Genomic DNA, 26,835 nt, shown 5'->3' with positions numbered 1-26,835 from the left:
CTATGAATCTGGATAAAAACCTAACTAACACATTGGAACTCTTAAAAAGTCATACATCTATTCGGAAATATAAGAATGAAGATGTCCCAATCGATATGCTAAAAGAACTCCTCACTTCGGCACAACATGCTGCAAGTTCCAACTTTGTCCAAGCGTACTCCGTCATTCATGTGACCGATCTTAAGAAGAAAGCAGCGATCGCGACATTGTCCAAGAATGAACCCCAGATTCATTCTGCACCCATTTTATTGTTGTTCTGTGCGGACATGAAGCGGCTGGAGTATGCTTGTCAAAAACACGGAACATCCATGCAATATGATACCGTAGAAAATTTTATCGTCTCGGTGGTAGATACCGCTTTATTTGCCCAAAACTTTGTAGTGGCCGCAGAATCAAGAGGATTAGGTATTTGTTTTATAGGTGGAGTCCGTAACAATCCAGAAGAAATCAGTAAAGTCGTGGATTTACCGGATAAAACATTTCCTCTGTTTGGCATGACAGTCGGTGTCCCGGATGAAATCCAGTTGGTGAAGCCACGTTTGCCCGTGGAGGCGATTCTTCACGAAAATCGCTATCAAGAAGACAAATACCCTGCCCTATTAGAGGAATATGACGTTGAATTGGCGCATTATTATAAAAATCGCCTATCCAATAACAAAGATGCAAACTGGACCAATACCATGAGTTCTTTTTTAGTAGAAAAAAGAAGAGGGTACATGAAATCTTTCCTTGCATCCAAGGGGGTTCATTTGGAGTAGGGTCATCCCAGAAAAGTAGAGGTGGAATATGAAAGGAAACAAGGTTGCTATTATTACGGGTGCAGGGGGAGGAATTGGTCGTGCTATTGCCCTGAGGCTTGCCAAAGATGGTTTCACAGTCGCTTTAAATGATGTTAATGAGGAAGCTGTTCAGCTCGTTTCGGCTGAGATTACGTCAATAGGTCAAGAGAGCCTGACGATTCCTGGGGATATCAGTGATCGAGAACAGGTTTTCCAAATGGTCGACAAAGTCGTCGAACGGTTTGGCCGGTTGGATGCTATGGTCGCAAACGCTGGTATTGTACAAGTGAAGCCATTCATTGAGATTACGGAAGAAGACATGGAAAAAATCTTCCGCATCAATGTGTTTGGGACGCTCTTTTGCATGCAAGCAGCAGCAAAAGTCATGATGAAACAAAAAAGCGGAAAAATCATTACGGCAAGCAGTACATCCGGTAAAAGAGGCGTGGAATTTCTCAGTCATTATGCCGCAACGAAATTTTCCGTCATTGGCATGACACAGACCGCTGCCAAAGAACTGGCCCGTTACGGCATTACAGTCAATGCATATTGTCCAGGCGTCGTCGGGACGAAGATGTGGGAAGAAATCGACCAAAAAATGAGTGAATACCTGAATGTACCATTAGGAGAAACCTTCAAAAACCGAGTCGACAACATCCCATTAGGTAGGGTGGAAGAACCGGAGGATGTAGCGAATCTCTTATCCTTCCTCGCATCAGATGACGCCAATTATATGACGGGACAAGCCATCATGATCGATGGTGGAATCGTTTTTTCTTAAACGAAACGCTTCAATATAAACCAAACAGGAGGATGAAAGCATGGCTAATACAACAACAAAAGATTTTTCGTTGCTCGATTTAGAGGAAGTCAAACTATTTGTGAATGGTAGCTGGGTAACAGCCAGTACAGATACCTTTTTCACTTTAAAGAATCCCTCGACAAAGGAAGTCATCGCAAATGTCCCTCGTGGTGGAAGGGATGAGGCCAAGAATGCTATCGAAGCTGCGAATGCCGCTTTTCCGCAATGGTCTAAATTGACGGCTAACGATCGAGCGGACTATCTATTAAGGCTTCGTGATTTGATGTTGGAAAATGAAGAAGAATTAGCGACTTTGATGAGTATGGAGATGGGAAAAGCATTTGGGGAATCCATCGGGGAAGTGAAATATGCCGCTAATTTCCTATCGTGGTATGCCGAAGAGGGTCGCCGTGTTTATGGGGAGACGATTCCAGCATCCTCGCCGAATAAACGATTATTTGTCATTAAACAGCCTGTTGGAGTCGTTGCAGCGATCACACCTTGGAACTTCCCTCTAGCCATGATGACGAGAAAATTAGGACCAGCTTTAGCAGCAGGATGTACGGGGGTTGTAAAGCCGGCCAGTCAATCGCCACTTTCTGCCCTTGCATTTGCAAAATTAGTAGAAAAAGCAGGGATTCCTAATGGTGTCGTTAATATCGTAGCAGGGAAAACCCAAGAAATTTCTGATGAGATCTTCGAGAATCCGGTTGTGAAGAAGGTATCTTTTACAGGATCTACAGACGTGGGCAAAACACTCGTCGAAAAATCAGCGAAACAATTGAAGAAACTGTCCCTTGAATTAGGTGGACATGCCCCTTTCATTGTCTTTGAAGATGCTGATTTGGATAAGGCTGCCGAAGGTGCATTAGCCAGTAAATTCAGAAATGCGGGACAAACATGTATCTGTGCCAACCGAATATACGTTCATGAGAATGTGAAAGAAGAGTTTGCTACACGTTTTATCGAGAAGGTAAGGCATCTAAAAGTGGGAGACAGCCTCGATCCATCTGTGCAAATTGGTCCTCTTGTCAATGAGGACGGTCTAAACAAGGTCGTGGAACATGTGAAGGACGCTCAATTAAAAGGGGCGGTTGTTTTAGAGGGAGGACATATTAAAGAAGATGGAGATGGGTATTTCTTTGAACCTACCGTCATCGACAATGTATCCAAAGATATGTTCATCATGTCAGAAGAAACGTTCGGGCCAGTCGCCCCATTATTCACATTCAGCAGTGATGAGGAGGTAATCATTGAAGCAAACGATACAGAATATGGCTTAGCGGCCTATTTATATACCTCCAATTTGGAAAGAGCCGTACGGGTTTCTGAATCCTTGAATTTCGGTGTCATCGGATTAAATGATGCGGTACCTGGTGTTCCACAAGCGCCGTTTGGTGGTATGAATCAAAGTGGTTATGGTCGGGAAGGTGGCCATCAGGGCATCAAAGACTACCTAGAAGAAAAGTTCATTTCCTTAAGCTTGTAAAAGGCTTATAGAAATCCTAATCAGGCCGGTCGTATCAACGTGGATATGGCCGGTACCATCTATTAAACATGGATAAAAACAGCGGAAGACTTACAAGATGTGGAGGGAAATGATATGCGAGCGCTTATGAAAACAAAATCGGGTTTCGGCAATATGGAATTGTTGGACATTCCAGAGCCGGTATGCGGTGCGACCGAAATTAAAATCAAAGTTCATTATTCCGGTATTTGTGGGACTGATTTGCACATCTACCATGATTCCTATAAGAATTATCCCCCTGTCGTTATTGGGCATGAATTTTCAGGGGAAGTGGTAGAGTCGGGTAAAAACGTCAATCACATCCATTCTGGCGATCATGTGATGGTTCTTCCATCGATCGCATGGATATGTAAAAAATGCATGTATTGTAAACAAGGCTATTATATGTTCTGTTCAGAACGAAGAAGCATCGGGAGTGGCGTTCATGGAAGTTTTACGGAATATGTCGTTGTTAACGAAGAGATGGTGTTTAAAGTCCCGCCAAATCTTTCATTACAAGAAGCTGCTCTTGCTGAACCACTTGCTTGTGCTGTCCAAGCCATTGAAGAATTAACCGAGATTCACACTGGTGACTGGGTCCTTCTTTCTGGCCCAGGCCCTATTGGGCTGATTTGTTTAAGTTTACTCGTTGCCAAAGGATGCAATGTCATGGTTACGGGAACGACCCAGGATGAAAAACGTCTTCAGATTGCAAGAGAACTCGGTGCCAATGCCGTTATCGATGTCTTCACGGAAGATATAGAAGAAATTGTCCGTGAAAAGACGTCCGGACTTGGAGTAGACATCGCCGTCGAATGTTCGGGAGCGCCCTCTGCGGTCAATACTTCTTTACAATCTTTGAAGAAAATGGGGAAATACATACAGGTTGGCATAATCGGAAGTGAGGTTGAGATGGATATGGATACCATCCTTTACAAGCAACTGCAATTATTTGGATCCTATGCACATTCGATGAAAACCTGGGATAAAATCAAAAAAATCCTTTCTTTAAATGCCGTCCATCTTAAACCTATCATTACAGATGTTCTTCCATTGAGTGCATGGGAACGTGCCTTCGAAATTTGTGAAGCAAAAGAGTGTGGAAAGGTCCTATTATATTATGACTATTAAATTGACAAGTGAATCGTAAAGATGTTTGTAGCCTAGCAGATTTGAATCGATTAAAGGAGGTTTATAACATGCAAACCAGTTATCCAAATTATGTTCAAAAGCTTGGAAAAGAGAAGATTGTTGATTTGTTGTATCAAATGCTGTTGATCCGGGGGTTTGAAGAGACGGTCGAGAAATTATTCATGGAAGGAAAAATTCACGGGACTATGCACTTATGTATCGGGCAGGAACCGACGGCTGTTGGCGCATGCGCGGTGTTAACAGATGAAGATAAAATTACCAGTACCCATCGAGGACACGGCCATTGTATTGCAAAAGGGACCGATATCAATCGAATGATGGCAGAGCTTTTAGGAAAGGAGACCGGACACTGTAAAGGAAAAGGTGGATCGATGCATATTGCCGATCTGGACAAAGGGAATCTGGGCGCAAATGGGATTGTGGCAGGCGGTTTACCGTTAGCTTGTGGGGCGGCATTTACCTCCTTAAAGAAAAATCTCGGCTATTCCGTTGTGTGTTTTTTTGGTGATGGTGCGACAAACGAAGGGAGCTTCCATGAATCCCTCAACCTTGCATCAATCTGGAATCTACCGGTCATTTTTTTCTGTGAAAACAACCAATATGGAATGTCCGGAAATATAACTGAAATGACCAATGTCGAAAACTTGGCCGAACGGGCAGCTTCATATGGGATACCAGGTGAAACCATTGATGGCACCGATGTTTTAAAAGTCTTTGAAACGACACATAAAGCCTTGGAACGTGCTAAGAAAGGGGAAGGCCCTACTTTAATTGAAGCTAAAACCTATCGCTGGAAAGGGCACTCCAGAAGTGACGCCAGAAAATACCGTACACGAGAAGAAGAAAAGGATTGGATGAAAAAACGAGACGGGATTTCAAATTTTAAACAACAACTCCTTCATGATGAAGTACTTACTGAGAAGGAAATCGTCGAGTTAGAACAAAAAGTGCAAAAGGTACTGGAAGATGCGATTGAGTACGCAGAAAATAGCCCTGAGCCATCACTCGATCTTCTTGAAGAAGATGTCTTTGCCTAAAAGCATAAATACAGGGAGGAATTGATATGCGCAAAATTACCTATGCCGAAGCATTGAGAGAAACCATGATACAAGAGATAAAAGCCAATAAGGACGTATATATTCTCGGTGAAGATATTGGGATTTATGGAGGAGCGTTCGGTGTGACAAATGGGATGGTCGAAGAGGTAGGACCTGAAAAGGTCCTGAATACCCCGATCTCAGAAGCGGCGATCAGTGGTCTAGCGGTCGGGTCGGCCCTGACCGGGATGCGGCCCATTTTGGAATTGCAATTTTCCGACTTCATCACCATAGCGATGGATCAAATCGTGAACCAAGCCGCCAAATTAAGATATATGAACGGTGGAAAAGGGATGATCCCAATGGTAGTCCGAACGCCTGGTGGGTCCGGAGCCGGTTTTGCAGCACAACACTCCCAAAGTTTAGAGGCATGGATGACCCATATTCCGGGATTAAAAGTCGTGCAACCATCCACCCCATACGATGCTAAAGGTCTATTAAAAGCTGCCATTGATGATAACAATCCTGTCATCTTCTATGAGCACAAACTCTTATATGGACAAGTTGGAGATGTCCCTGAGGAGCGTTACAGTATTCCGCTCGGTGAAGCCGATATTAAGCGCGAAGGTTCTGATGTGACTGTTGTAGCAACTTCAATGATGGTCCATCGCGTCCTTCAAGCCGCTGAAGAACTTGAAAAGGAAGGAATCAGCATCGAAGTGATCGATCCACGAACCCTTGTGCCTCTGGATATAAAGACCATCGTTGAATCTGTCAAGAAGACTAGTCGGGCAGTGGTGGTTTATGAAGCTGTACAACGCGGAGGTTATGGCGCCGAGATTGCAAGTATCATTAACGAAAGTGAGGCGTTCGATTATTTGGATGCACCTGTTACGAGGGTTGGAGGCAAACCGGTGCCCATCCCTTACAATCCGAAACTGGAAGAAAAAGCAGTCCCCCAAGTCGAAGATATACTGAAAGCCGTCAAATCAACATTGATTACACATGTCTAAGAGGAGGTGAGATGATGGCGGAAGAAGTGGTTATGCCAAAACTCGGTGCTACTATGCAAACGGGAACGATCATTAGTTGGCTGAAAGAAGAAGGGGACCCGGTCGAAACAGGGGAACCTATCCTCGAAATTATGACTGACAAGATCAATATCGAAGTAGAAGCCAATGCCACAGGTGTGTTGCTTAAAAGATTATACGACGTCGATACAGAAGTTCCGGTCATGTTACCGATTGCCTATATTGGAGAACCTGGGGAGAGCTTCCCAGATCGAAGAAGCGATTTACAGGACGAACACAGGACAACCCTAGGCCAAGAGGAGGACAGGACAGAGAGCGAAAACGAGCAAACAGAACCTATTTCATCGACCAACGTCCACACCAAACCACGTCGAACGCCGGCAGCACGAAAGTTGGCGATGAGTCATGGGATCGACCTAAACCAAATCAATGGGACAGGTCCGAATCATCGTATCCATGTGAAGGATGTCCAAGCTTATATCCGACAACAAACGAAGGTTTCTCCGCTTGCGAAAAAAGTGGCTGAACAAAATGATCTATCCGTTATGGACTCATCTGGTAAAAGGGTTAAAAAAGAGGAGGTAATGAGACAAGTTCCGAGGCCAAGGGATCGATTTATTCCTTATCATGGCATTCGGAAAGCGGTTGGAAACCGGATGCATCAAAGCTCTCATACGGCCCCTCATATCACGCTAACGACAGAAGTAGATATGATGACTTCAATCGAATTACGGAAACGGCTGCTCGATAGAATCGAGCGACAAACGGGGTATCGCTTGTCTTATACAGAAATCATCATCAAGTCTGTTGCTCATACACTGAACGCCCATCCGATGATGAATGCATCACTAAACGGAGACCGTATTGATCTCCACTCAGACGTTAATATTGGCCTTGCAGTCGCAATTCCAAACGGTTTGGTTGTACCTGTCATCAAGAATGCTGACAAAAAAGGTTTGGCAGAGCTTACAGAAGAAAGCAAAACCCTAGCTCAAATAGCGAAAGAAAATCGTTTATCACCCGATCAAATCTCTGACGGAACCTTTACGATCAGTAATCTAGGGATGTATAGCATCGACACGTTCACACCCATCATCAATCAGCCGGAGTCTGCCATTTTGGGTGTTGGACGTATCCGAGAACAGGTTGTTAGCGTCAACGGTACCATCGAGGCCAGACCACAAATGTCGTTGAGCCTTTCTTTTGACCATCGTGTGATTGATGGTGCCCCTTCAGCCCAATTCCTCACGGACCTAAAGGAAATACTAGAAAATCCATACGAGCTATTGGTTTGAGGTGTTAAAGATGAAACATTATGATACAGTTGTCGTCGGTGGTGGGCCAGGCGGGTATGTTGCAGCAGAAGAGGCAGCGAAATACGGCCATTCCGTAGGGCTGGTTGAAATGAAACATCTGGGTGGTACATGTCTAAATACAGGCTGTATCCCTTCTAAAACCTTATTACGGCATTCCGAAGCCCTGGAACTCATGGAAAAAGCCAGGCAATGGGGGATCGAGTACACAAATGTTTCGGTCTCCTTTGACAAAATGATGCAACGGAAGGATACGGTCATTAAAAGTCTGCGTCAAGGTGTCGCTTCCTTACTTCAAAAAGAACAAGTCGATATTTATAACGGAAAGGGGACGATCCATCAGGATCACCGGATTTCCATCGAATCGGACCATGGCACAGATATCATCTCAGCACGAAACATTATCGTTGCCACAGGTTCAAAACCTTTTATACCTCTGATTAATGGGGTTGACGAAACAACAGTCCATACGAGTGACACGATTTTTGAGTTGGATCATATTCCGAAGTCCCTCGTCATCATAGGGGGCGGGATCATTGGGGTAGAGTTCGCCTGTATTTTTTCGAGCTTAGACGTCGAGGTTACAATTATTGAAATGGAAAATAGATTGATAGCGGGTGAGGATGAAGATGCATCAGAACTCATCACAAAGAAATTAAAAAAGGACAGTGTCAACATCTTTACGTCTGCCAAAGTCCAAGCCGCATCTGAAACAGTAGATGGGAAAGAAGTTCATTTGGAGTTAGAAGATGGAAAACGCCTTACTCTAGAATGTGAGGAAATCTTGCTCGCATCTGGACGGACGCCAAACTTATCCGCTTGTACTAAACTCAACTTGCAAATGAATGGTTCTTTCATAGCGGTCAATCATCACATGGAGACGAGTATGCCGAACATTTATGCAATAGGTGATGTGATCGGGGGGTGGCAGTTGGCGCATGTCGCTAGTGCAGAAGGTATAGTCGCAGCCGCGAATGCGAGTGGTCATGATAAACAGGTCGATTACAAGGTCGTCCCACGATGTATTTATACACTCCCTGAGATTGCCAGTGTGGGGTTGACCGAAAAGGAAGCTATGAAGAAGGGATATACGGTCCGAACCGAAACCATACCCTTAGGGTCCAACGGAAAAGCGTTTGCGATGGACGAGAAAAATGGTTTTGTGAAGCTTATTGCTGAAGAAACATTTGATGAAATTCTTGGAATCGTTATGGTCGGTCCACATGTAACAGAGATGATATCAGAAGCCTCTTCTTTTATCACACTGGAAGGAACCGTTCAGGAATTGGCATCGCTTATACATCCTCATCCAACATTGTCAGAAGGAATTTGGGAAGTAGCGAAACGTTGGTTAGCTAAGAAGAAGCAGCCCATTACAAGATAAATCTTTTAAAAAATAGTTGTTTTCATTTTAACGCTTGGTTCTCTTATCCAAGCGTTATTTAGCTGATGGTGTCTAATGTATGTTTATTTTGTCTTTTATCTTTTGGAAATAAGGTGTTATTATTATAATAGTTGAAAAACTTTGAATCTTTAGTCTGCCCATCTATTAAAAAATTTCTATAGGTGAGGGGAGAACGGTGAAAAAAGTGTATACATATAAAGAACTGTATAACAAGTGGGAAAAATTTATTAATGGTGGACGGGATTTGTCACACTTACGCAAAGAGGTATCCGAATCTTGGATACGTTGTCGAAAGTCAAATGTCAATCCTTTTAAAAAACCACCTCTTTTAGATAAGGATGAAATTAGGGAATTATTAAATAAAAACCGGTATTTGATTGACGTGGTATCTCCTTTTATTAATCTGATTAGTGATTTAACAAAAGAAACAAACTTTATTTTTGTCCTTGCAGATAATAAGGGAAATATTCTAGATGTAAGAGGCGATCAATCTATTATAGAAAATGCCAAAAAAAGTAATTTTGAAATTGGTGCAAATCGATCAGAAAATGCTGGAACCAATGCAATTAGTGTTGCTATTAGTACCCGATCCCCCATTCAAATTGCCGGTCCAGAGCATTATAATGTTCATTTTCATCAATGGACATGTTCCTCCGCACCTATCCATGATACAAAAGGAAATTTACTTGGTGTTCTAACACTTTCAGGCCATTATTCCTTAAAACATACTCATACGTTAGGCATGGTTGTTTCTCTCGTTAAAGCCATTGAAAAAGAATTATATCTTAAAGAAAAAATCTTTAATAAACAAAAAAGTATCAACCATTCATCTAAAAACAACTATACTTTTAACGATATCATCGGTAAAAGTAAAAAGATGCAAGAAACGGTCCAAATTGCAAAGAAAGTTGCCAAAATGGACACTAGAGTAATCGTTGAGGGGGAAAGCGGTACCGGAAAAGAATTGTTTGTGCAAGCTATCCATAATGCCAGTAACCGGAAGGACAAACCATTTGTTGCCATTAATTGTGGAGCGGTCCCTTATCAACTAATTGAAAGCGAATTATTCGGGTTTCAAGAAGGGGCGTTTACTGGAGCAAAAAAAGGGGGGAAGCCTGGGAAGTTTGAATTGGCGAATGGTGGAACGTTATTTTTAGATGAAATAAATAGTATGTCTGAAGATATGCAGGTAAAATTATTAAGGGTACTTCAACAAAATGAAATTACCCGTGTCGGAGACGTTGATCCGATCCCTATTAACGTCCGTGTAATAGCTGCTTCCAACCAATCGTTAGAATCGTTAGTAGAAAAGGAAGAATTCCGTAAGGATTTATATTATCGGTTAGGTATTATGGTAATTGAAGTTCCGCCTCTTCGCGAAAGATTAGAAGATATCCCAGATCTTTTTAGCGCTCTTTTAGCAAAAATATGTACGCGGCTAGGCGTTAAAACATATGATTACAATCAAGATATCTATTCCTATTTGGAAAACTATCATTGGCCAGGGAATATACGAGAATTAGAAAATTATATCGAAAGAGCCGTGGTCTTGACACAAGGACAAAGAATTTCCATTGAACATTTTCCTACTAAAGTGGTTGATCATATTTTTCAGAATGAAAGTATTGAACTAACCACCCTTGAAAAAGTTGAGAAGGAATCTATTCGTAAAGCTCTGGATGTTTTTAATGGCAATATTACTAAAACCTCTGAAATGCTTGGAATCACTCGGAAAACGTTGTATAAAAAGATTGATATGTATAAATTGAGAAAAAATCAAATCAGTTAATATTTCATACACGACAGGAGATTTAAGTAATGATAAAAAAAATAGAGCATATTGGCATTGTTGTAAGCAACATGGATCGATCTATTCATTTTTATGAAACTGTTTTAGGTCTGTCCTTACGTTCAAGACAATTTCTAAATGAACAAGTAGAGCTCGCATTCTTGTCCTATCCTAACCATTCGAATGTGGAGATTGAATTGATAAGTGGTAAAGGCGAAATCGAAGTTGAAGGAAAAGTGAATCACCTTGCTTTTACCGTTGATAATATCGAAGAAGAAATTAACAGACTGAACCAACTGGATGTTAAAATGGTGGATTTTGAGCCTCGAATCGTGTTAAAGGAGCATATCAAAATTGCGTTTTTCGAGGGACCGGATGGAGAAAAGCTAGAATTAGTCGAAAGGTGAAGACGATTACTCTTACTGTATCAAACCAAAATGCTATCAATCTTCTAATTTTTTCTTGATAGTGTACGTAAGACCGTTCACTAAAAAGCCACTCCAAAAAAGTGCTGTAATCTAAATTAAATGAAATGAAAAACGTAACCAATGCTCTTTTTTTTCGTCAGAGGTGCAAACAAATAAATATCAAAGCAAAATGCACTGGAATGATCGGATTGCGTCCATTGTTCTGTTAAAGGGGCTTTTCTTCAAGAAGGAGAAGAGCTCCTATTAAAGTAAAGAGGTAGGTTCATGAAAGAAGGGGTGTGTTTTATGAAAGAAATTAAATGCATACATTCAGCCTAAATTAAAAGTACTATTATCTTTCGCTACCCCGGAAAAGAACATCGCAAGAGAGAATAACCTTTATATACATTCACCTGTCTAAGAATTGTAAGAATACGACTTCAAAATGAGATTATAGGTTGTATTACGAATCATTGTGAAATAATACATATTTAGTTTACTTTTATATTCCCAATTATATTTAGTCATACATAATTTATTAACCCCATAAGATGATATATCTAGTTTATATGGGGAGTGTAAGTATGGGTGAATATCAAGTAACAGAAGCAATGCTTGAAAAATTTTATAGGCTTAATCAAAAGAAAAAGGAAATTGAATCTGCCATGAAGGAAATGAAAAAGCAATTCCATAATTACTTTGATGAGACGGTAGGCGAAAGTGTTAAAGGGCAAGTAACAGTTGGGGATTACATATTACAAAGGCAAGTTAGAGCAATTGAGAAATTTAATGAAGCGAAGACGGTAGAGAAATTAGAGGAACTAAAATTAGAAGATTTAATGGTGAAAAAACCGGATATCGACAAAATGAAAGCAGCGATTAACCTTGGTATTTTAAAGGAAAATGACCTAGAAGATTGTCGGGTTATCAATATTTCCCCAGCTATCTCAGTAAAAACTAAATGAACAAATGAATGATATTTCATATTCAAGAATGGATACAAGGATTAAATAACGCGTTAAATAGATAATAATGGAATTCTTGTTACACTAAAAGGGCGTAATTCAGAGTAATTGAAATGCTTCCGTTATTCCGGTAAAGAGGCTTTAATTGAAGCAATCATTAAAAAGAAATAGGGTTAGAGGATATTCCCTCTAAGCCTATTTGATGTGAATTATACTTTGAATAATTACACGTACACTATGATTTCCCTTGTGATTTGGTCCGTGTTTTTGCTTTTTGCACCTCACAAGTGAACCCGTTACCTTTATAGGCGAGGGTTTCGTATTCGAATCATTAACCGTATCTCTTATGAAATAATAGTGTTTTTTATTGCTGCTTGAATATAATCCTCAACTGTTTGTATAAATGTCTTTGCTGCAAATCCTAAGTATTTATCCGTTCGATATATGAGACAAATATTTTGGCTTGGTGTGGGGTTCGTAATTTTGATGAGTTGAATGTTCTTATTTGGAAGATTTTCGATTAGAAGTCTTGGCAGAATCGTTGCACCGATCCCCTTTTCAACCATGGTGAGCAACGAGGATAAGGTGGTTGTTTCCATTTTCGGTTTCATTCGGAATCCCCCTGCTTGACAATGATGATCAATTAATTGGCGGCACTGATGATCAGGAGGGAACAGGACGGTGTTCACCTCTTGCAGATCTGAAAGTGGAACCGACTTTTTCTTTGCAAGTGTTGTTTCTTTCAAGACGGCCAAGGAGAATTCCTCATGGAAAAGTGGAATTTGCATGATCCGTTCATCTGGATCGGGGGATGTGGTTACCCCAATATCAATCTTGCCCTCAATGACTTGATCGGTCACCTGGCTTGTTTCAATCAGGGATATGGAAACATTCGGGTATGTATTGTGGAAATCCAATAGCAAAGAATTGAACATAAGGTCTGCATCACCGAGGCAGAACTCCGATGGTAAGGGAACCGCCTTTCAGCTGTTTAAGTTCCGAAATGCTTTCCTGTGCTTGTTTAATATGCAAAAAAATATGCTTGCACTGTTCATATAACAGTTCACCTGCTTCTGTAATCGTGATCCGTTTATCGATACGATTAAAGAGGGGGGCACCCAATTCACTTTCCAGTAACTTGATCTGCTGGCTCAAGTTAGGCTGTGAAACCATAATTTTCTCTGCTGCTCTTGAAAAATGAAGCTCTTCATAGACCACCATGAAGTATTCCAACTGCCGCAATTCCATGCTATCGCCCTCTTTCCAAATATTATCATAATTATAACTTATCATAATGATAAGAAACACTGCATTGATAAAGTTTTGGGGGCTGGATATACTTGTGTTGTACCGATTGTTAGAATTTTTAAAAAATGAATGGAGGTTTTATTATTATGTCTAGTGCATTGTTAAGCATGGCCGCATCTGTCCGCCAAATGGTTATCCAGCAGGTTCATTCCATCCCCGAGGAGCTGTTCGATGTTCAACCAGATCAATTCAATAATACGATTCGATGGAATGTGGGACATATCGCCTTTGTCCATGAGTACTTTCTTTCATTAGGTCTACCAATTGATTCAAGACTTCCAAATAACTACGGATCATTATTCAAACCAGGAACAAAGCCGGTTGATTGGAGCGACATTCCTCCAACAAAAGAAGAGCTTCTTCAAAATCTATCAAGGCAGCTTTCCGGCTTTTCTGAGATTGATCCTAGTGTCTTCGACAAACAAATGGATCCACCGAAAGAGCTTGGTCCACTGAAATTTGAAACGTTTGGAGAGGTCTTCAACTTTGCAATCGTCCATGAAAGTATGCACTTTAGTACAATTTCATGCCTGTTAAAAGTACTTCAATATCAAAAAGTCTAGGGAGGCATATGTAATGCCCTACTATGAACCAAAGATCACACACAACTGTTCTTTAAGGATTGGGGCAACGGTAAACCGATCGTCTTCATTTCAAGCTGGGCGATCAGTTCCCGGATGTGGGAATATCAAATGGTCGAACTGTACAATGAAGGGCTTCGTTGCATTGCGTATGACCGGAAGGGGAACGGGCGTTCGGATGGTCCAGGAAAAGGATATGACTATGACACGCTCGCTGTGATGATCTCAATGCTTTGATCGTACATCTTGATCTCCGGGAAATTACGCTTGTAGGACATTCGATGGGGAGTGGTGAGATTGTCCGATATTTAACGAGATACGGCAGCAATCGCATCGATCGGATTGTTCTGCTTGCAGGGAGTGTGCCTTTTCCATTAAAGACGGCGGATAATCCGGACGGGTTCGATAGAGGCTTTATTGATTCGATGCGCGATGCATGGAAAAGAGATTTTCCAAGCTGGCTTTTTGAGGCTGAACAACCTTACTTTGGTGTAGGGCTTCCTGGGTGTAACGTTTCAACAAAGATTGGTGAATGGACCAGATGGGATATGCTCCATACTTCCTTTAAGGCTGTTCTTGACTGTTATGAAACGGTTATCGAGACTGATTTTCGAGATGAAATACGTAAAATCGATGTTCCTGCGTTGATCATTCACGGTGACAGCGACCAGTCAATGCCTATGGAGATATCTGGAGAGAAATCAACACAGCTTATACCGGATAATAAGTTCATTGTATACGAGAACGGTCCACATGGCTTACCCATGCTGAACGACTAACAAAGGATCTTCTGTCAATTATCAAACAGAAAGAGATGGAACCCTGTTAAAGAGAATTCACAAAACAAACGAGTGTTTTTCCATGAAGGGGAAAGCACTCGTTTGGCGCTTCTGCAATATCTTACCCTATGATTGATTCCTCGGTTTGAACCGTTTTAAAACTGATGGTTTTAATCAATCGTGTCAGATCTTGGAGCTTGTTTTAATATCAGGATATTTAGGTTATAAATAATCTATTAAAGGAAAATTATGCAATATTCAAATTAAGTCAGTTACAGGGTTTAATACGGAATCTTGCTGTCTATTCACCGCCATTGCTGGTTACGACAGGTGTAAAGTCACGTTTATTGAAAACGCCGTTTCTACTGTCCACAAGAAGACAATTACAAAATGCTAGGGCTAAACATCCGCGACTTTGTCGGAACGGTTCTGTATTGGACACATGTTATTAAAGTAATAGATTATTAGGAATATGCTAACAAAATAAATACTCAAAGTCTTAAACAATAACAATTCAAGAATATTGAATTGCGCGGTCGTTTTTTTGTTATCGGGGGTACTTGCTGAATAAGCAACTGGATCCATACATGCTCAAGAGTTAGGCAAGATTGTTGAATAAAGTTGAGGAATCTCTCTATTATAGACAAATATTTTAGGAGGATTTATGGCTATAAGTACTGTTGGACAAAAGGTGAATATAGAAGGAAATGAACTATATTATGAATATATTGAAGGTTCTACAAACAATATAACAATTGTGTTTGAATCTGGATATGGTTGGGATTTGAATAACTGGAATCCAATTAGGAACGATGTTTCGAAGTTTGCAAATTTGTTCTTTTATGATAGGGACGGTGTTGGCAGAAGCGGGAAAAGTAATAAACCAAAACATAGTATTCAAATTATCAAGAACCTTAGAAATCTACTAAAAAAGGCAGATATCAAACCACCATATTTTCTTGTAGGACATTCCTTCGGGGGTGTAAATGTCAGATTATATGCTAGTAAGTATCCAGAAGAGGTTGCAGGAATAATTCTGTTAGACTCCGTTCACGAAGATCAAAATAAGATAATGGTTCCGTTATTTTCAGAGAAAGTACGAAAAGAGTATTTAGGGCAATTTGTTGTAGAGGCTACGCTAAATGAATTTGAAGAAAGTTTGGAGCAAGTAAGGGGAGCAAAACTTGGAAGCGTTCCTCTTCTCGTTATTACTGGTGGTACACAGTCCTATCATACTACACAATCTATGGCTCAATGGATGGAATTTCAGAAGGAACTTGCCAATCTCTCATCAAAAAGTAATCATCTTATTATTAAAAAGGCTGGACACGCTATCCACATTGACGATCCTAAAGCTGTTATAAATGCTATTAAGGAGATGAGGGCTAAATTATAAACCGATCTTATTCCGGTTAACTTTTAAATTCTTTACATTGACATATCGGGAAAAGTCGATTAGTTTAAAAGTATGAAGTATATCGATATTTTTAAATCCCTATCAAATGAAACACGCATAGAAATATTGAGATGGTTGAAAGAACCAAAAAAACACTTTGACAATCCCCCGGGCAAAGATCCAAAAAATATTGATGAAAAAGGTGGCGTATGCGTAGGTGTTATTCAAAAGAAAGCACAATTGTCACAATCAACGACATCTCAATATCTAGCTATGATGCAGAAGGCTGGCTTGTTGAAATCTGAACGACACGGAAAATGGACTTACTACCGAAGAAATGAAAAAACGATTCAAGATGTATCCGTATACTTAAAAGAAAAACTTTAATTGGTTTTTCTTATCCATATATATCGATATTTCCCGATATATAAATATGTTTTTGGGTCAGTCTAAATACTAACGATTTATTCTGGAAAAAAACTAAAGGAAAGAAGGGATCATAGTGAAGGTACTGACAGTTGTTACTCATCCTAGAGAGAACTCTTTGACTTTTAAAGTTGCTGGTCATTTCGTCGAAGGCCTTAAAAAAGCTGGTCACGAAACAGAGGTATTAGATCTATATCGTAGCGGTTTCAATCCCGTACTTTGGGAAGAGGATGAACCTGATTGGTCAAACGAGGTTCAACAATACTCTTCAGAGGTTGAAACCGAAATAGAACGCATGAAAAGACATGATGCCCTAGCTTTTATTTTTCCACTCTGGTGGTGGAGCATGCCCGCCCTACTAAAAGGGTATATAGATCGCGTTTGGAACTATGGGTTTGCTTACGGACCAGGAAAGCTTAAGCATGAAAAAGTGTTATGGCTAAGCCTAGCCGGTGCACCAATTGAGCGTTTTGAGAAGAGGCAGTACGATAAGATGATGTCAAGATATTTCAATGTTGGTTTGGCGAATTATTGCGGAATCCAAAATTCGCAATTCGAACTTTTATATGAAACCATAAATGTACAGCCCGGATATATGAAAGAGTGGTTGACTCAAGCTTATAATCTAGGACTGCACTACGCCAAATATTAAGTTTTGAGGTTTTCTTAATGCGACTATGTGACCTTTCCGCTAAAAATGGGTTAAAAAATGTTGTATTCAAGAATCGGGGGGGCCTCTTGCTTATAAAATATAAATAACTAATTTTTAAAACGTTCATCCGAAGAAGGGCTGCCACCCAACGTTTTTTTATCCAGCTTCATCCTTTCCTCTTATTTTGAGTATAACAGTTTGATCATTAGAATCGGGAGCGATTGTGAAGTAATAAAAGCCTAATTCTCGTTTATAACATTGTATTGAGGAGTTAGGCTTTTTATATTTGGGTTTCTTAGCGTAGGATTTACATCAAAATGTTGCCGATATCCCACTTAGAGGGATAATATCACTTTAGATAGTTTTTATAGAAATTCATATGTTTTAATGAAGACTACCCTTCAAGAAATTCTCTTTTTATTGCCTGTGACAAACGGTGCAGATTTGTCATCTTTATTAAGTATACGAGTATATGAGGCAAAATTACTCAATTATAAAAGGACATACTTCGGGTGGAGAATGACTATAGTCCGCTTTGTTTTTTCGACAATCGAAACAACGAAAGTATGATTTGCCTTGTCCGATTTGTGATTCATGGGTTACGGCAACAAAATCTACGAGTAGTAATGTGACTGACCAATAAGTAATCATTTTTCCTCAGGGCTGGGTTGCTTGGCTAATTCTCTGCCTTCTGCGGTACGTTCTACGATCAAATCTCGTTCGAACTGTGCAAATGAACCTAAAATATTGAGAGAAGCATTTGTAAATTGTTGTGGCCATCGGATCCTGCTTCAAATTCCATGGCTTTTTTTATTCTCCATTCGATGTAAATTTCAGGCCCTTAAATTAACGTTTGCTTAACGTTTAAGTAACGTTTAATTAACGTTACTTCTGTAGACTGTACAAAACGCACATTAAAAATTCCTGTCCCCTGGATCCTGATTATAAATTCCCTAGAATTCTGTTTTAAATATTAAGAAAATTTAAATTTATACCATGATTTGGTTGCATTTCCTTTTTACCCTTAATTTGATCAGGGTACATATTGAATCACATATTGTTTAGTTGATCGGGTTATTTTTTTTACCTGAATTTCTACATACGGGGCAACATATGGTCCTGTTAAAGTAAATTTAGCCTTTTATATTAAGGGTTTATGGATCCTTATAAAAAACGGCTAAATTACAGCGACCCTTACCAGATCTATCCCTATTTAATTTATAGCATCCGAATGATGCACCGAAAGGAGGCGATTTTCCTTGGTAATGGTGACGAAAGGTAAGGAAGAAGAACTCAAAAAACTAACTAAAGTCTTCCTAAAGTCTTCTCCATTATGGGGATCAGTAGTAGGGTATTTTTACTTATCAAATAACCCTGAGGTAGTAACAAATCTGTATCCCTACATCCAAAAAGGTATAGGTGCACTTGCTATAGGTGGAACTTGTTTGCTAGGGGGAGCCATAACGAGGCATTATACAACACGAAAGAAGGAGAAAACACAGTACAAATACTTTCGAATGATTCCGCACATCGAACAAAGAAACAATCCTACCCGCATACGAGAAATGATTGAACAATTTATAGGATACAGGAGGCCGTTTTACATCCGCTTCCTAAAAGGCCGCGAATGGTTTCAATGGTTGATCCACAAGGACGAAAACGAAGAAATAAGTTTTTACATCGGTTGTCCCGGAGATCGTCAGACCGGAATTATCAAAACGCTTGAAAATGCGTACCCAGAAGCGGAATTTCACAAGGTTGAAGGAATTCCACTAAGTGGATCCGAGGGAAGCGGGGGAAGGATGACGTTTTCGACAAAGGGCCTTGATAAGAGGCTGCCGTTAATACCTTTTGAAGGGATTGACGGGATCGGGAACATGGTTTCGTTCATGGAGAAAGATACCTGGATCGATGTAACCTTTTCTCCAGGTAGCAATTACAAAATACGTAGGAAATTAAGAAAAGCTGAAAAGGCTATGAGGAAAGATTATAGCAAGATATCTGATATGGATTCTTACGAAAAGGAAAGATTCAAGGCAATCAGTACCCGTTTATCGGGTCGGGATGAATCCTTTCATGTATCAGTATCAATTTTAGGAAGTAGCAAAGCTACCTTGTATTCGATTGCAAATAGTATCGGAACCATGATGAACGGTGAAAACCGGTTAATCCTTCGAAAGCATAGCAAGCCAATTAAAAAATGTCCGTACCCTATGAAACATGTAATGGATTGGACCGGTCAAGAACTTGAACAAATGGTTCATTTACCAGACATGAGACATGATGCAGCTGAGGATATCCCGCACCTGGAGAAAGGAGAGCGGAACCTTAATAAGAACGAGTTTTCGCACGGTATCACGATCGGAAAGATGAAACACCCTTTCGTTAAAGATCGAGAAGTGAAAATACCGGATGAAATCTTTAAACAGCATTTTGCCCTTACAGGGAAAACGGGTGCTGGGAAATCAGCTTTAGCCCTTACGGCCATCCAATCCATGATCGATGCCTGGATCGAAAATCCGAATAAAGCACCAGGTTTCACGCTATTTGATCCCGCACAAGAAACAGCATTAACCGCATTAAATCGACTCTTAAAGGCTGAGACAGAAGGAAAGGCCGTACCATGGGAAAAAGTTCACTACATTTCTATGAAAGAAAGTGATTTTCCGGTCTCTTTAAACCTTCTACACCAGGGAGCGGGCGAGGATAGCAATGCAGTAAAAAACAACATCATGGATTTACTGGATACAGCATTCGATAACACCGGAGCTCCCAGGATGCAAAAATACCTCGATCATGTGGTGTTATCCCTTTTAAAAGATAAGAGGAGCCATAACATTTTGGGAGTCAACAGGATGACGACCGACGGTTTCTTTAGAAAAGAAGTTCTAAAAAGTGTTTCGGATCCTGTATTAACTGACTTTTGGGAGAAAGTAAACGAAAAAGAACTTCGAAACGTAGCGGATACGGTATATACCCGAACCAGTCCTTTTATATCGAGCGAATATATGCGCCGTATTTTTGGCCAATCAAAATTCAGCTTCGATTTAAAGCGATGGATGGATGAAGGACACATCGTTTTAGTTGATATAAAAGGTCTTAGCAGGATTGAAACAACCTTAATCATGGGCCATTTAATGACACAATATCACCAACAGGCCACTAAAAGGGTAACTGGTTCCAAGTTTCATATGTTGTTTGTCGATGAAGCGCACCTGGTACAGATCCCGATCATGGAAACAATCATTGCATTTGACCGAAAATACAGCCTTGGCCTTGGCTTGATGACTCAGTACATGGGACAGTTTCAACCCTGGTTAAGAAAGGCCATCGGTGGAAACATGGGAACGATCATATCAGGAACCCAGGGGGATGAATCCGCAGCACAAATTGAAGCAATGACCAATGGAAAATTCTCAGCAGAATATCTTCAAGATTTACCGAGTTTAACCGCTGCTGTTTTTTCTAAGTACAAAGGCAAGAACAACCAGCATAAGATCACAACCTGTACTGTCGTTACAGATCCACCATACGTTTACAAACCAGATGGAGAAACAGCGGATTACCAAAACGAAAAGGAGATGATAGCCGGTTTTGATTGGTCCCGTGAAAAGGCTAGGGAGCTGCAAGAAAGAGACGGATTACATTATTCCAAAGTTGATGACCAGATAGCTAAATACTTAGGTGTTGACTTAGAAGAAGTAGATGAAATGTTCTTTGAATGTGATCAGAGAGAGGATCTTAAACCCGAACCAAAAGTAGAAATCGAACCTGCAATCGAACCCGAACCACAGAGAGGCAAAGTATTAGCTTTCCCTAATAATCAAAAGAGATCGGATCCTGTAGATCAAAACAATGATGATGATTTTTTCTAGGATGGTGTTTTTTTTTAATGACGAAGAAAAATTTGCTGCTAACACAAAGAGACTACAACTTCTTTGTAGACCTGTACCATATGACGTTCTTAGACATTGAGTACCTGAAAGAAGTGATTTACTCAAGTAGTTCTCTTCCTTTGATTTACGAGCGAACGAAAAGACTTGAAGAGGAGGGATATATTAGGTCTTACCGATTGCCGATCCTTACGATGGGGCACCAGGGAACTTCTAAAAAAGCCTTTACTTTAGACAAAAAGGGGATTTCGGAAGTACGACAAATACTTGGTTGGGTGGATTTTGATCAACGTTGGACCGAGCGAACACCTTTAACCATTCATCACAGCTTGGAAATGGCCATGGTAAAAGCGTCTTTTCAAAATAAGCAAGAAGAGTTTGAACTAGTTGATTGGTTGAATGAAAGGAGAGGATTTTTCAAATACGGAAACGACAACGGATCAGAGGTTATTCGACCAGACGGGGTTGTTCTCCTGGATCACCCGAAAGCAAGCAAACCTTTCTCTTTCATGCTTGAACTTGAAAGAAGTAAACAAATGATCGAGGTGACGCGAAACAAACTTCAACGATATAACAAATATTGCAAAATACAAGGATACCAAAAGCACATCGCTTTAGAAGTTAACACACCGAGGATCCTCTTCATTTCAAATAAGCAAAACGAAATAGAAGGCCTTATAAGACATTCGAAAGGATGTGATACAAGCCATATAGCGGGCGTTTTGTACACGACGTATGAACAAATAAGAAAAGATCCATATGGCCAAATTTTCAAAGCGAAAGATTCCAAAGACGAGAACCAGAGATACCATTTAGCAGAAAAAATTATTAAATGACCAAATAATAGGAGGAATTTATATGTTAGATGCAGGCCAAAATTTTTTCGACTTAATAGCAGCACAATTTCAACCGGTGTTTCTAGCCTTGGTAGTAATATTCGCATCTTTCTTGATCATAAAGAAATCATTCGCGGCATTGATTGGATTTTTCATCGTTGGATCGCTCATCGGTGCGCTTGTCTTCAACCCAGAACTACTAGTAAAGGTCGGGACAAATGTAACCAAAGCGGTTTTCGGAGGTTAAAAGAGGATGAAGCCTAAATTGTGTAGGAACTACAGAAGCATTTGGATGTTCGAAAAAAAGCTTTACTCCATCCAAGATAAAAAGCTGCCTTTTCCAGTCACATATAACCAGTTAATCATTGCCGGTGTAACACTCGTGGGAATCTTCATCCTTTCAAGATTCCCTTTTCTTTCTTCAATAAATGATAAATGGATGTTTTGGTACTTACTAGTTCCTTTCGTATCAGCTTGGTTTTTCTCACGGTTCAAAGCCGACGGAAAACCCCCGCTCAAATATGCATGGTCGCGTTTCAGACATCTTTACCTGGAACCGGACCTATTAAACAGATACAACTCCTTTACAGTCTGTAAAAAGCCTATGAAATACAAAGCGAAGATGAAATACAGGAGGTTTAAGGATGAAAATACAGTTTCCAGTAAGCTATTGGGAAAATAACGTTTTGTTTGGAGAAAACAAGGAAGTGTGGGCCTTTTATAAGCTGCAAAGTTATGTGTACGATTACCTGTCCGATGAAGAAAAAGGCCGGTCATTCAGACGGTTACAAGCGATGTTCACTTCCTTAAATGTAGATGTTCACTATTTAGTTTTACCCAGGTTTAAGAATATAGACGATATACACGATAAATCAAAGGCTAGACTATCAGGACCGCTTAAAGACGTAGCAGCACGGCATATCGATCAAAGTAAAGACGTTATCAAGGATCTAATCGGTGAAGAATCAGCGGATTATGAGTTTTACATCGGAGTGAAATTGCCATCGGAAGGTGTAAACCTTCTTCGATCATTCTCCTTTAAGAATGTGGTTCAGTATGTACTAGGTTATTTTTCAAAGGATCCTGGCATACCTGAAATCACGCTTTCTAGTATTTACAAAGGATCCCGCACTTATTTAAATCACATAAAGAATTGGTACAATGTTGAACCTTTAACCAGTGACGAGATGCAATGGTTAATCAAACGAAATTTCTATCGAGGTATGGAAGAACCGGCTATTTATCAAGGTTTGGAACCATCTTACGAACTAGAACAGGGAGAAAGAAAACCTTTCAAACGAGACGTTATGAAGCTTACAGAGGGACTTATCGATAACACGGATCCAAGAAAGCTGAAAATCAATCAAATGGATGATAATACACACCTTTCTTTCATGACAGTTTCCCATTTTCCTAGAGAGATCTATTCACAAGGTTTCGAGTGGGTTTATGCGATTCAAAACCTTGATTTTCCGGTTGAGATGTCCATTAGAACGGAATTTATCGATAATTACACCGCGAAAAAGAAGCTAAATTTCAGAAAAAATCTATTACGAGACCAGGAAGATCATGCTTCATTGAATGGTGAACAAATTTCTATGGAAGTATTAGAAAGTTCGGACCTGGCCGAAGACCTGGAGCGGTCATTGAATAACGAAAAGCACCCTATTTTACAAACATCGATTCTAATATGTGTTTACGCGAAAGATGAAGATACATTGCAAGAAAGAGTCCAAACGGTAGCAGCTGAATATAGAGGCATGAATATAGAATTACTTCAACCTGCCGGCGATCAACTTCAACTATTCAATGAGTTTCTACCGTGCGGAAAAAGGAACCTTGTAAGCGATTATCTCCAATACTTTGAACCTACGACACTAGCAGCTGGCATGTTTGGAGCAACGAAACACATAGGAGACGGAGAAGGCTTTTTCATTGGTACACATGGTATGTTGGATCGTCCAGTTTATATAAATCCCGCCATTGCTACACAAAACGTTGCAGGATCTAAAACTAGAAGCCCTTCCGCTATATTCATAGGTCCTCCAGGGGGCGGGAAGTCATTCAATGCTAACTTGATCACATATCTAAGTGTATTATCAGGTGGAAAAGCGTTGGTCGTCGATCCGAAGGGAGAGAGAAGCAATTGGGATAAAGATTTGCCTGAATTAAAGGACCGGATAAACATCATTACGTTAACCTCAGATGAAGAAAACAGGGGGAGACTAGATCCTTACAACATTTGCTCTTCTAAAAAAGACGCTCAAGAACTAGCAATGGAGATTATCACATTCTTACTTGGTATCAGAACAGAAGACACACGACTTAGCAAGGTCTACCAAGCGGTTGAACATGCGGAATGTATGAATGATGTAGTGGATCACCTGAGAGAAAGTAAAGATGAAGAAGCGCGAAACATTGGGAACCATTTAAAAGCTTTTGCTGAAGTATCTCTATCTCAATTACTCTTTGGAAATGGGAAACCCGTCAAACCAATTAGCCTGGATGACGCTTTGAACGTGTTACAGGTCCAAAATTTAAGGATCCCGCCTGATAATGTGAAACTCGAAAACTATAACCTTTTAGAAAAGCTTTCAACCGCTATGATGTTAGCGATCGGACGTTTCGCACATGAATTTATCAAGATCGACAATCGAATTTTCAAAGTGGTTTTCTTCGATGAATCGTGGTTCTTATTAAAAACCCGTCTTGGCCAAGACATTGTAAACAGATTGATCCGTGAAGGTCGTTACATGAAAGCGGGGATCTACTTGGCCACTCACAATGTAAATGACATTCCAGAGTCGATTGAAAGTAACATCGGGATCCGTTACGTATTCCAAAACAACAATGAAAAGGAAGTCCGAAAGGTCCTGGAGTTCATGGGATTATCGAAATCAGAAGATAACATTCAAACAGTCGAAAACTTAAGACCGGAACAAGGAGAATGTTTGTTCCAAGACATTTACGGAAGGACGGCCGTTATCAAATTTGACTACTTATTCGATGATTTGTTTAACGCTTTCGATACAAGACCACCTGAACATGTAGAGGAAGTAGGGTAAAAGCGGGAGGTGAGAAAATGAGAAACAGCCTAAAAACATGGATCTTGATCTTAGTATTATTTGTTGTAATGCCTTCTGGTATATCAAACGCCGAAACATTAGACGATAATTTTATCCCTTTAGATGAACGTGAAAATGTAGGAGATGTGGAGCTGCTTTACAATAAGTACCCGATTAGTCATTACAAGTTAGACACACACGCGGAGGAAGTTGAAGGCTTTAAGTTCATGGAGAAAACAACACAAACTTTCCTATATGCGGGAAACCATATCACGAACCTTTTATTTAAAGGAATTGTGTGGTTTATCCAGGGAACAATCTTTCTCCTAAACGAAGCGTTCCAATTAGAGTTCATAAATGGAATGATCGAAGGAGCCGCCCACAGCATACAAATTTTAACCGGTTTTGACGGAGGATTTAGCGATGTAGGTATCTACACGTATTTTATAGGCTTTCTTGTTTCGCTAATGGCCATCTGGGCAGCCTATCACGCCTTTGTTAGAGGTAAATCTTCAACAGCTTTGACAGGGATTTTAAGCACATTTATCGTTCTTGTTTTCGCTTTAGGTTTCGTAATGACAGCGGAACAATCCCTAAAATTCTTAAATCAAGGATCGTCAGTCGTTGGTAAAGAAGTGCTTAGTCAAACTTCAAAGGTTGCCGCTCCAGGAAAGAATTACAATCATGATGAAAGTTTAGCTGCTATGAACAACCAGATTTACACTTTAGGGCTCTACAAGCCTTATTTGATGCTCCAATTTGGAACGATAAACGAAAAAGTAATAGGTAAAGAACGGATCCATAAGGTGCTTTCGACATCTGGAGAGGATCGAGAAGAGGTTGTAAAAGAAGAAATCGAACTACACAAAAATGAAATGATGAAGAATACAAGCGAAGTACACTCTTCAAGAATCACCTTTATCTGTTTAATTTTTCTGTTTGTCCTGATCATGGCCCTCACATTATTAATCTTTATCGGACGGATGACGTTTTATAGCTTATTGTTCATCTTTAAAGCTATTACATTACCATTCAATTTTCTTTTGGGATTACTTCCTTACTACAGCAGAACAGCTTGGAAAGGCCTTGGAGGGCTTATATCGCCGCTCCTAATGAAGATTTATATGAGTATTTTGGTTTCTATCGTGTTGTTTGTGTCTTCCGCAGCATACGCAGCGACAGAACAGGAACACTTTTTTGTCACAATGTTTGTTCAAATCATCGTCTTTATAGGGGCGTTAGTATATCAGAATAAGTTGATCACACCGGTTAGAACCAGATTAGGATTCAACGAACCATCATGGGAAAGGTTCTTCAAAAAATGGAGGTCAATAGAGCATAGAGGAGGTAAACAAGAGGAGATAAATAGATCATCTAAAACAGCAGAAACACCTAGAGAAAGGCAAAGCAGCTATACTTCTACTAGTCGAACTGTAACAAATCGAGCGAAACCAGATGTAAACAGAAAAAGGGCAGTTGGATCCACAAATGTGAATGGAAAATCGGTTGTAGGCCGACCAAACACACAGCACAGCGGAACCACTACCCGTAACACAATTAAAAAGCAGCAGCCAATTAAAAGTCAAGTTCTGGAAGCGAAGCCTGCAAAGAAAGCAACACCTACAGCTGGAACACAATTAGAAGCAGCGAAACGCTTGAGAAAGCACAATCTTAGAGGTGCTTCGGGTGAATGAGATTATAAAACAGAAAGC

The 26,835-nt window shown here is 40.2% G+C and carries 25 protein-coding genes and 1 pseudogene; 23 read left to right on the top strand and 3 right to left on the bottom strand.

Annotation, left to right across the window (positions count from 1 at the left end; translation table 11 throughout):
• Window positions 1-2: 2 nt before the first annotated feature.
• The 11 genes from nfsA (at window position 3) to ACJROX_RS27740 (ending at window position 12,187) form a co-directional block, all read left to right on the top strand.
• Window positions 3-758, top strand: a complete 756-nt coding sequence (nfsA, locus tag ACJROX_RS27790) for an oxygen-insensitive NADPH nitroreductase (RefSeq protein ID WP_408008413.1) — start codon at window positions 3-5, stop codon at window positions 756-758.
• A 28-nt stretch (window positions 759-786) separates the two neighbouring features.
• The gene (locus tag ACJROX_RS27785) at window positions 787-1,560 is read left to right on the top strand and encodes an acetoin reductase (RefSeq protein WP_408008412.1); all 774 of its coding nucleotides are present in this window, start codon (window positions 787-789) and stop codon (window positions 1,558-1,560) included.
• Window positions 1,561-1,600: 40 nt separating this feature from the next.
• Window positions 1,601-3,070 carry an NAD-dependent succinate-semialdehyde dehydrogenase gene (locus ACJROX_RS27780; protein WP_408008411.1) on the top strand — a complete coding sequence of 490 codons (1,470 nt, stop codon included), beginning with the start codon at window positions 1,601-1,603 and terminating at the stop codon, window positions 3,068-3,070.
• Between the two features lie 126 nt (window positions 3,071-3,196).
• Entirely contained in the window at window positions 3,197-4,219 is a 1,023-nt protein-coding gene (locus ACJROX_RS27775; protein ID WP_408008410.1) for a zinc-binding dehydrogenase, read from the top strand.
• Between the two features lie 68 nt (window positions 4,220-4,287).
• Window positions 4,288-5,277 carry a thiamine pyrophosphate-dependent dehydrogenase E1 component subunit alpha gene (locus ACJROX_RS27770; RefSeq protein ID WP_408008409.1) on the top strand — a complete coding sequence of 330 codons (990 nt, stop codon included), beginning with the start codon at window positions 4,288-4,290 and terminating at the stop codon, window positions 5,275-5,277.
• 26 nt (window positions 5,278-5,303) lie between these two features.
• Entirely contained in the window at window positions 5,304-6,290 is a 987-nt protein-coding gene (locus ACJROX_RS27765; protein ID WP_408008408.1) for an alpha-ketoacid dehydrogenase subunit beta, read from the top strand.
• Between the two features lie 14 nt (window positions 6,291-6,304).
• Window positions 6,305-7,603: a dihydrolipoamide acetyltransferase family protein gene (locus tag ACJROX_RS27760; protein WP_408008407.1), complete on the top strand. Its 1,299-nt coding sequence runs from the start codon at window positions 6,305-6,307 to the stop codon at window positions 7,601-7,603.
• 10 nt (window positions 7,604-7,613) lie between these two features.
• Window positions 7,614-9,005: a dihydrolipoyl dehydrogenase gene (gene lpdA / locus ACJROX_RS27755; RefSeq protein ID WP_408008406.1), complete on the top strand. Its 1,392-nt coding sequence runs from the start codon at window positions 7,614-7,616 to the stop codon at window positions 9,003-9,005.
• Between the two features lie 196 nt (window positions 9,006-9,201).
• Window positions 9,202-10,815, top strand: coding sequence for a sigma-54-dependent Fis family transcriptional regulator (locus ACJROX_RS27750; protein WP_408008405.1), 1,614 nt, complete (start codon window positions 9,202-9,204; stop codon window positions 10,813-10,815).
• 29 nt (window positions 10,816-10,844) lie between these two features.
• Window positions 10,845-11,222, top strand: coding sequence for a VOC family protein (locus tag ACJROX_RS27745; protein ID WP_408008404.1), 378 nt, complete (start codon window positions 10,845-10,847; stop codon window positions 11,220-11,222).
• A gap of 584 nt (window positions 11,223-11,806) precedes the next feature.
• Complete coding sequence (locus tag ACJROX_RS27740) at window positions 11,807-12,187, top strand: hypothetical protein (protein WP_408008403.1); 381 nt, start codon at window positions 11,807-11,809, stop codon at window positions 12,185-12,187.
• 344 nt (window positions 12,188-12,531) lie between these two features.
• Here ACJROX_RS27740 and ACJROX_RS27735 read toward each other — a convergent pair whose 3' ends face one another.
• Together ACJROX_RS27735 and ACJROX_RS27730 are read right to left on the bottom strand one after the other, a co-directional pair.
• The gene (locus ACJROX_RS27735) at window positions 12,532-13,122 is read right to left on the bottom strand and encodes a LysR family transcriptional regulator substrate-binding protein (RefSeq protein WP_408008402.1); all 591 of its coding nucleotides are present in this window, start codon (window positions 13,120-13,122) and stop codon (window positions 12,532-12,534) included.
• A gap of 10 nt (window positions 13,123-13,132) precedes the next feature.
• Window positions 13,133-13,435, bottom strand: a complete 303-nt coding sequence (locus ACJROX_RS27730; protein ID WP_408008401.1) for a LysR family transcriptional regulator — start codon at window positions 13,433-13,435, stop codon at window positions 13,133-13,135.
• 146 nt (window positions 13,436-13,581) lie between these two features.
• On the opposite strand from ACJROX_RS27730, the gene ACJROX_RS27725 reads away from it, so the two are divergent.
• The 6 genes from ACJROX_RS27725 (at window position 13,582) to ACJROX_RS27700 (ending at window position 17,329) form a co-directional block, all read left to right on the top strand.
• Window positions 13,582-14,058, top strand: coding sequence for a DinB family protein (locus ACJROX_RS27725; RefSeq protein ID WP_408008400.1), 477 nt, complete (start codon window positions 13,582-13,584; stop codon window positions 14,056-14,058).
• A 45-nt stretch (window positions 14,059-14,103) separates the two neighbouring features.
• Window positions 14,104-14,313 carry an alpha/beta fold hydrolase gene (locus ACJROX_RS27720; protein WP_408011809.1) on the top strand — a complete coding sequence of 70 codons (210 nt, stop codon included), beginning with the start codon at window positions 14,104-14,106 and terminating at the stop codon, window positions 14,311-14,313.
• Window positions 14,310-14,855: an alpha/beta fold hydrolase gene (locus ACJROX_RS27715; RefSeq protein WP_408008399.1), complete on the top strand. Its 546-nt coding sequence runs from the start codon at window positions 14,310-14,312 to the stop codon at window positions 14,853-14,855. The genes ACJROX_RS27720 and ACJROX_RS27715 overlap by 4 nt, the downstream gene beginning before the upstream one ends.
• Before the next feature lie 664 nt (window positions 14,856-15,519).
• Window positions 15,520-16,251 (top strand): alpha/beta fold hydrolase, encoded by a 732-nt coding sequence (locus ACJROX_RS27710; protein ID WP_408008398.1) that lies wholly within the window; start codon window positions 15,520-15,522, stop codon window positions 16,249-16,251.
• Window positions 16,252-16,323: 72 nt separating this feature from the next.
• Window positions 16,324-16,638, top strand: a complete 315-nt coding sequence (locus tag ACJROX_RS27705; RefSeq protein ID WP_408008397.1) for an ArsR/SmtB family transcription factor — start codon at window positions 16,324-16,326, stop codon at window positions 16,636-16,638.
• 115 nt (window positions 16,639-16,753) lie between these two features.
• A complete protein-coding gene (locus ACJROX_RS27700) occupies window positions 16,754-17,329 on the top strand; it encodes an NAD(P)H oxidoreductase (RefSeq protein ID WP_408008396.1) in 576 nt (191 codons plus the stop codon).
• Window positions 17,330-17,997: 668 nt separating this feature from the next.
• On the opposite strand, the pseudogene ACJROX_RS27695 reads toward ACJROX_RS27700, so the two are convergent.
• Window positions 17,998-18,078 (bottom strand): annotated as a pseudogene (locus ACJROX_RS27695) (recombinase family protein); the annotation flags it as partial.
• Window positions 18,079-18,594: 516 nt separating this feature from the next.
• On the opposite strand from ACJROX_RS27695, the gene ACJROX_RS27690 reads away from it, so the two are divergent.
• The 6 genes from ACJROX_RS27690 to ACJROX_RS27665 are packed head-to-tail and all read left to right on the top strand — an operon-like array spanning window position 18,595 to window position 26,817.
• On the top strand, window positions 18,595-21,204 hold the full coding sequence (locus ACJROX_RS27690) for a helicase HerA domain-containing protein (RefSeq protein ID WP_408011807.1): 2,610 nt from the start codon (window positions 18,595-18,597) through the stop codon (window positions 21,202-21,204).
• A 17-nt stretch (window positions 21,205-21,221) separates the two neighbouring features.
• Complete coding sequence (locus ACJROX_RS27685) at window positions 21,222-22,058, top strand: replication-relaxation family protein (protein ID WP_408008395.1); 837 nt, start codon at window positions 21,222-21,224, stop codon at window positions 22,056-22,058.
• Between the two features lie 22 nt (window positions 22,059-22,080).
• The gene (locus ACJROX_RS27680) at window positions 22,081-22,305 is read left to right on the top strand and encodes a hypothetical protein (RefSeq protein ID WP_408008394.1); all 225 of its coding nucleotides are present in this window, start codon (window positions 22,081-22,083) and stop codon (window positions 22,303-22,305) included.
• 6 nt (window positions 22,306-22,311) lie between these two features.
• Window positions 22,312-22,740: a conjugal transfer protein gene (locus ACJROX_RS27675; protein WP_408008393.1), complete on the top strand. Its 429-nt coding sequence runs from the start codon at window positions 22,312-22,314 to the stop codon at window positions 22,738-22,740.
• A complete protein-coding gene (locus ACJROX_RS27670; protein WP_408008392.1) occupies window positions 22,703-25,123 on the top strand; it encodes an ATP-binding protein in 2,421 nt (806 codons plus the stop codon). Before ACJROX_RS27675 ends, ACJROX_RS27670 begins: the two co-directional genes overlap by 38 nt.
• Window positions 25,124-25,140: 17 nt before the next feature.
• Entirely contained in the window at window positions 25,141-26,817 is a 1,677-nt protein-coding gene (locus ACJROX_RS27665) for a CD3337/EF1877 family mobilome membrane protein (protein WP_408008391.1), read from the top strand.
• Window positions 26,818-26,835: the final 18 nt, after the last annotated feature.

The organism is Pseudalkalibacillus sp. A8 (assembly GCF_045920555.1).
In the GTDB taxonomy this organism is placed as follows: Bacteria; Bacillota; Bacilli; order Bacillales; family Fictibacillaceae; genus Pseudalkalibacillus.
This window is presented reverse-complemented; position numbering and strand designations above follow the sequence as displayed.

What these genes read in the sequence shown, in the direction of transcription:
- ACJROX_RS27735 (WP_408008402.1), bottom strand. Translation starts at nt 13,122, where the DNA reads ATGTTCAATTCTTTGCTATTGGATTTCCACAATACATACCCGAATGTT.
- ACJROX_RS27705 (WP_408008397.1), top strand. Translation starts at nt 16,324, where the DNA reads ATGAAGTATATCGATATTTTTAAATCCCTATCAAATGAAACACGCATA.
- ACJROX_RS27665 (WP_408008391.1), top strand. Translation starts at nt 25,141, where the DNA reads ATGAGAAACAGCCTAAAAACATGGATCTTGATCTTAGTATTATTTGTT.
- ACJROX_RS27760 (WP_408008407.1), top strand. Translation starts at nt 6,305, where the DNA reads ATGGCGGAAGAAGTGGTTATGCCAAAACTCGGTGCTACTATGCAAACG.
- ACJROX_RS27670 (WP_408008392.1), top strand. Translation starts at nt 22,703, where the DNA reads ATGAAAATACAGTTTCCAGTAAGCTATTGGGAAAATAACGTTTTGTTT.
- nfsA (WP_408008413.1), top strand. Translation starts at nt 3, where the DNA reads ATGAATCTGGATAAAAACCTAACTAACACATTGGAACTCTTAAAAAGT.
- ACJROX_RS27765 (WP_408008408.1), top strand. Translation starts at nt 5,304, where the DNA reads ATGCGCAAAATTACCTATGCCGAAGCATTGAGAGAAACCATGATACAA.
- ACJROX_RS27740 (WP_408008403.1), top strand. Translation starts at nt 11,807, where the DNA reads ATGGGTGAATATCAAGTAACAGAAGCAATGCTTGAAAAATTTTATAGG.
- ACJROX_RS27745 (WP_408008404.1), top strand. Translation starts at nt 10,845, where the DNA reads ATGATAAAAAAAATAGAGCATATTGGCATTGTTGTAAGCAACATGGAT.
- ACJROX_RS27725 (WP_408008400.1), top strand. Translation starts at nt 13,582, where the DNA reads ATGTCTAGTGCATTGTTAAGCATGGCCGCATCTGTCCGCCAAATGGTT.
- ACJROX_RS27780 (WP_408008411.1), top strand. Translation starts at nt 1,601, where the DNA reads ATGGCTAATACAACAACAAAAGATTTTTCGTTGCTCGATTTAGAGGAA.
- ACJROX_RS27675 (WP_408008393.1), top strand. Translation starts at nt 22,312, where the DNA reads ATGAAGCCTAAATTGTGTAGGAACTACAGAAGCATTTGGATGTTCGAA.
- ACJROX_RS27730 (WP_408008401.1), bottom strand. Translation starts at nt 13,435, where the DNA reads ATGGAATTGCGGCAGTTGGAATACTTCATGGTGGTCTATGAAGAGCTT.
- ACJROX_RS27785 (WP_408008412.1), top strand. Translation starts at nt 787, where the DNA reads ATGAAAGGAAACAAGGTTGCTATTATTACGGGTGCAGGGGGAGGAATT.
- ACJROX_RS27680 (WP_408008394.1), top strand. Translation starts at nt 22,081, where the DNA reads ATGTTAGATGCAGGCCAAAATTTTTTCGACTTAATAGCAGCACAATTT.
- ACJROX_RS27685 (WP_408008395.1), top strand. Translation starts at nt 21,222, where the DNA reads ATGACGAAGAAAAATTTGCTGCTAACACAAAGAGACTACAACTTCTTT.
- ACJROX_RS27690 (WP_408011807.1), top strand. Translation starts at nt 18,595, where the DNA reads ATGGTGACGAAAGGTAAGGAAGAAGAACTCAAAAAACTAACTAAAGTC.
- ACJROX_RS27770 (WP_408008409.1), top strand. Translation starts at nt 4,288, where the DNA reads ATGCAAACCAGTTATCCAAATTATGTTCAAAAGCTTGGAAAAGAGAAG.
- ACJROX_RS27710 (WP_408008398.1), top strand. Translation starts at nt 15,520, where the DNA reads ATGGCTATAAGTACTGTTGGACAAAAGGTGAATATAGAAGGAAATGAA.
- lpdA (WP_408008406.1), top strand. Translation starts at nt 7,614, where the DNA reads ATGAAACATTATGATACAGTTGTCGTCGGTGGTGGGCCAGGCGGGTAT.
- ACJROX_RS27775 (WP_408008410.1), top strand. Translation starts at nt 3,197, where the DNA reads ATGAAAACAAAATCGGGTTTCGGCAATATGGAATTGTTGGACATTCCA.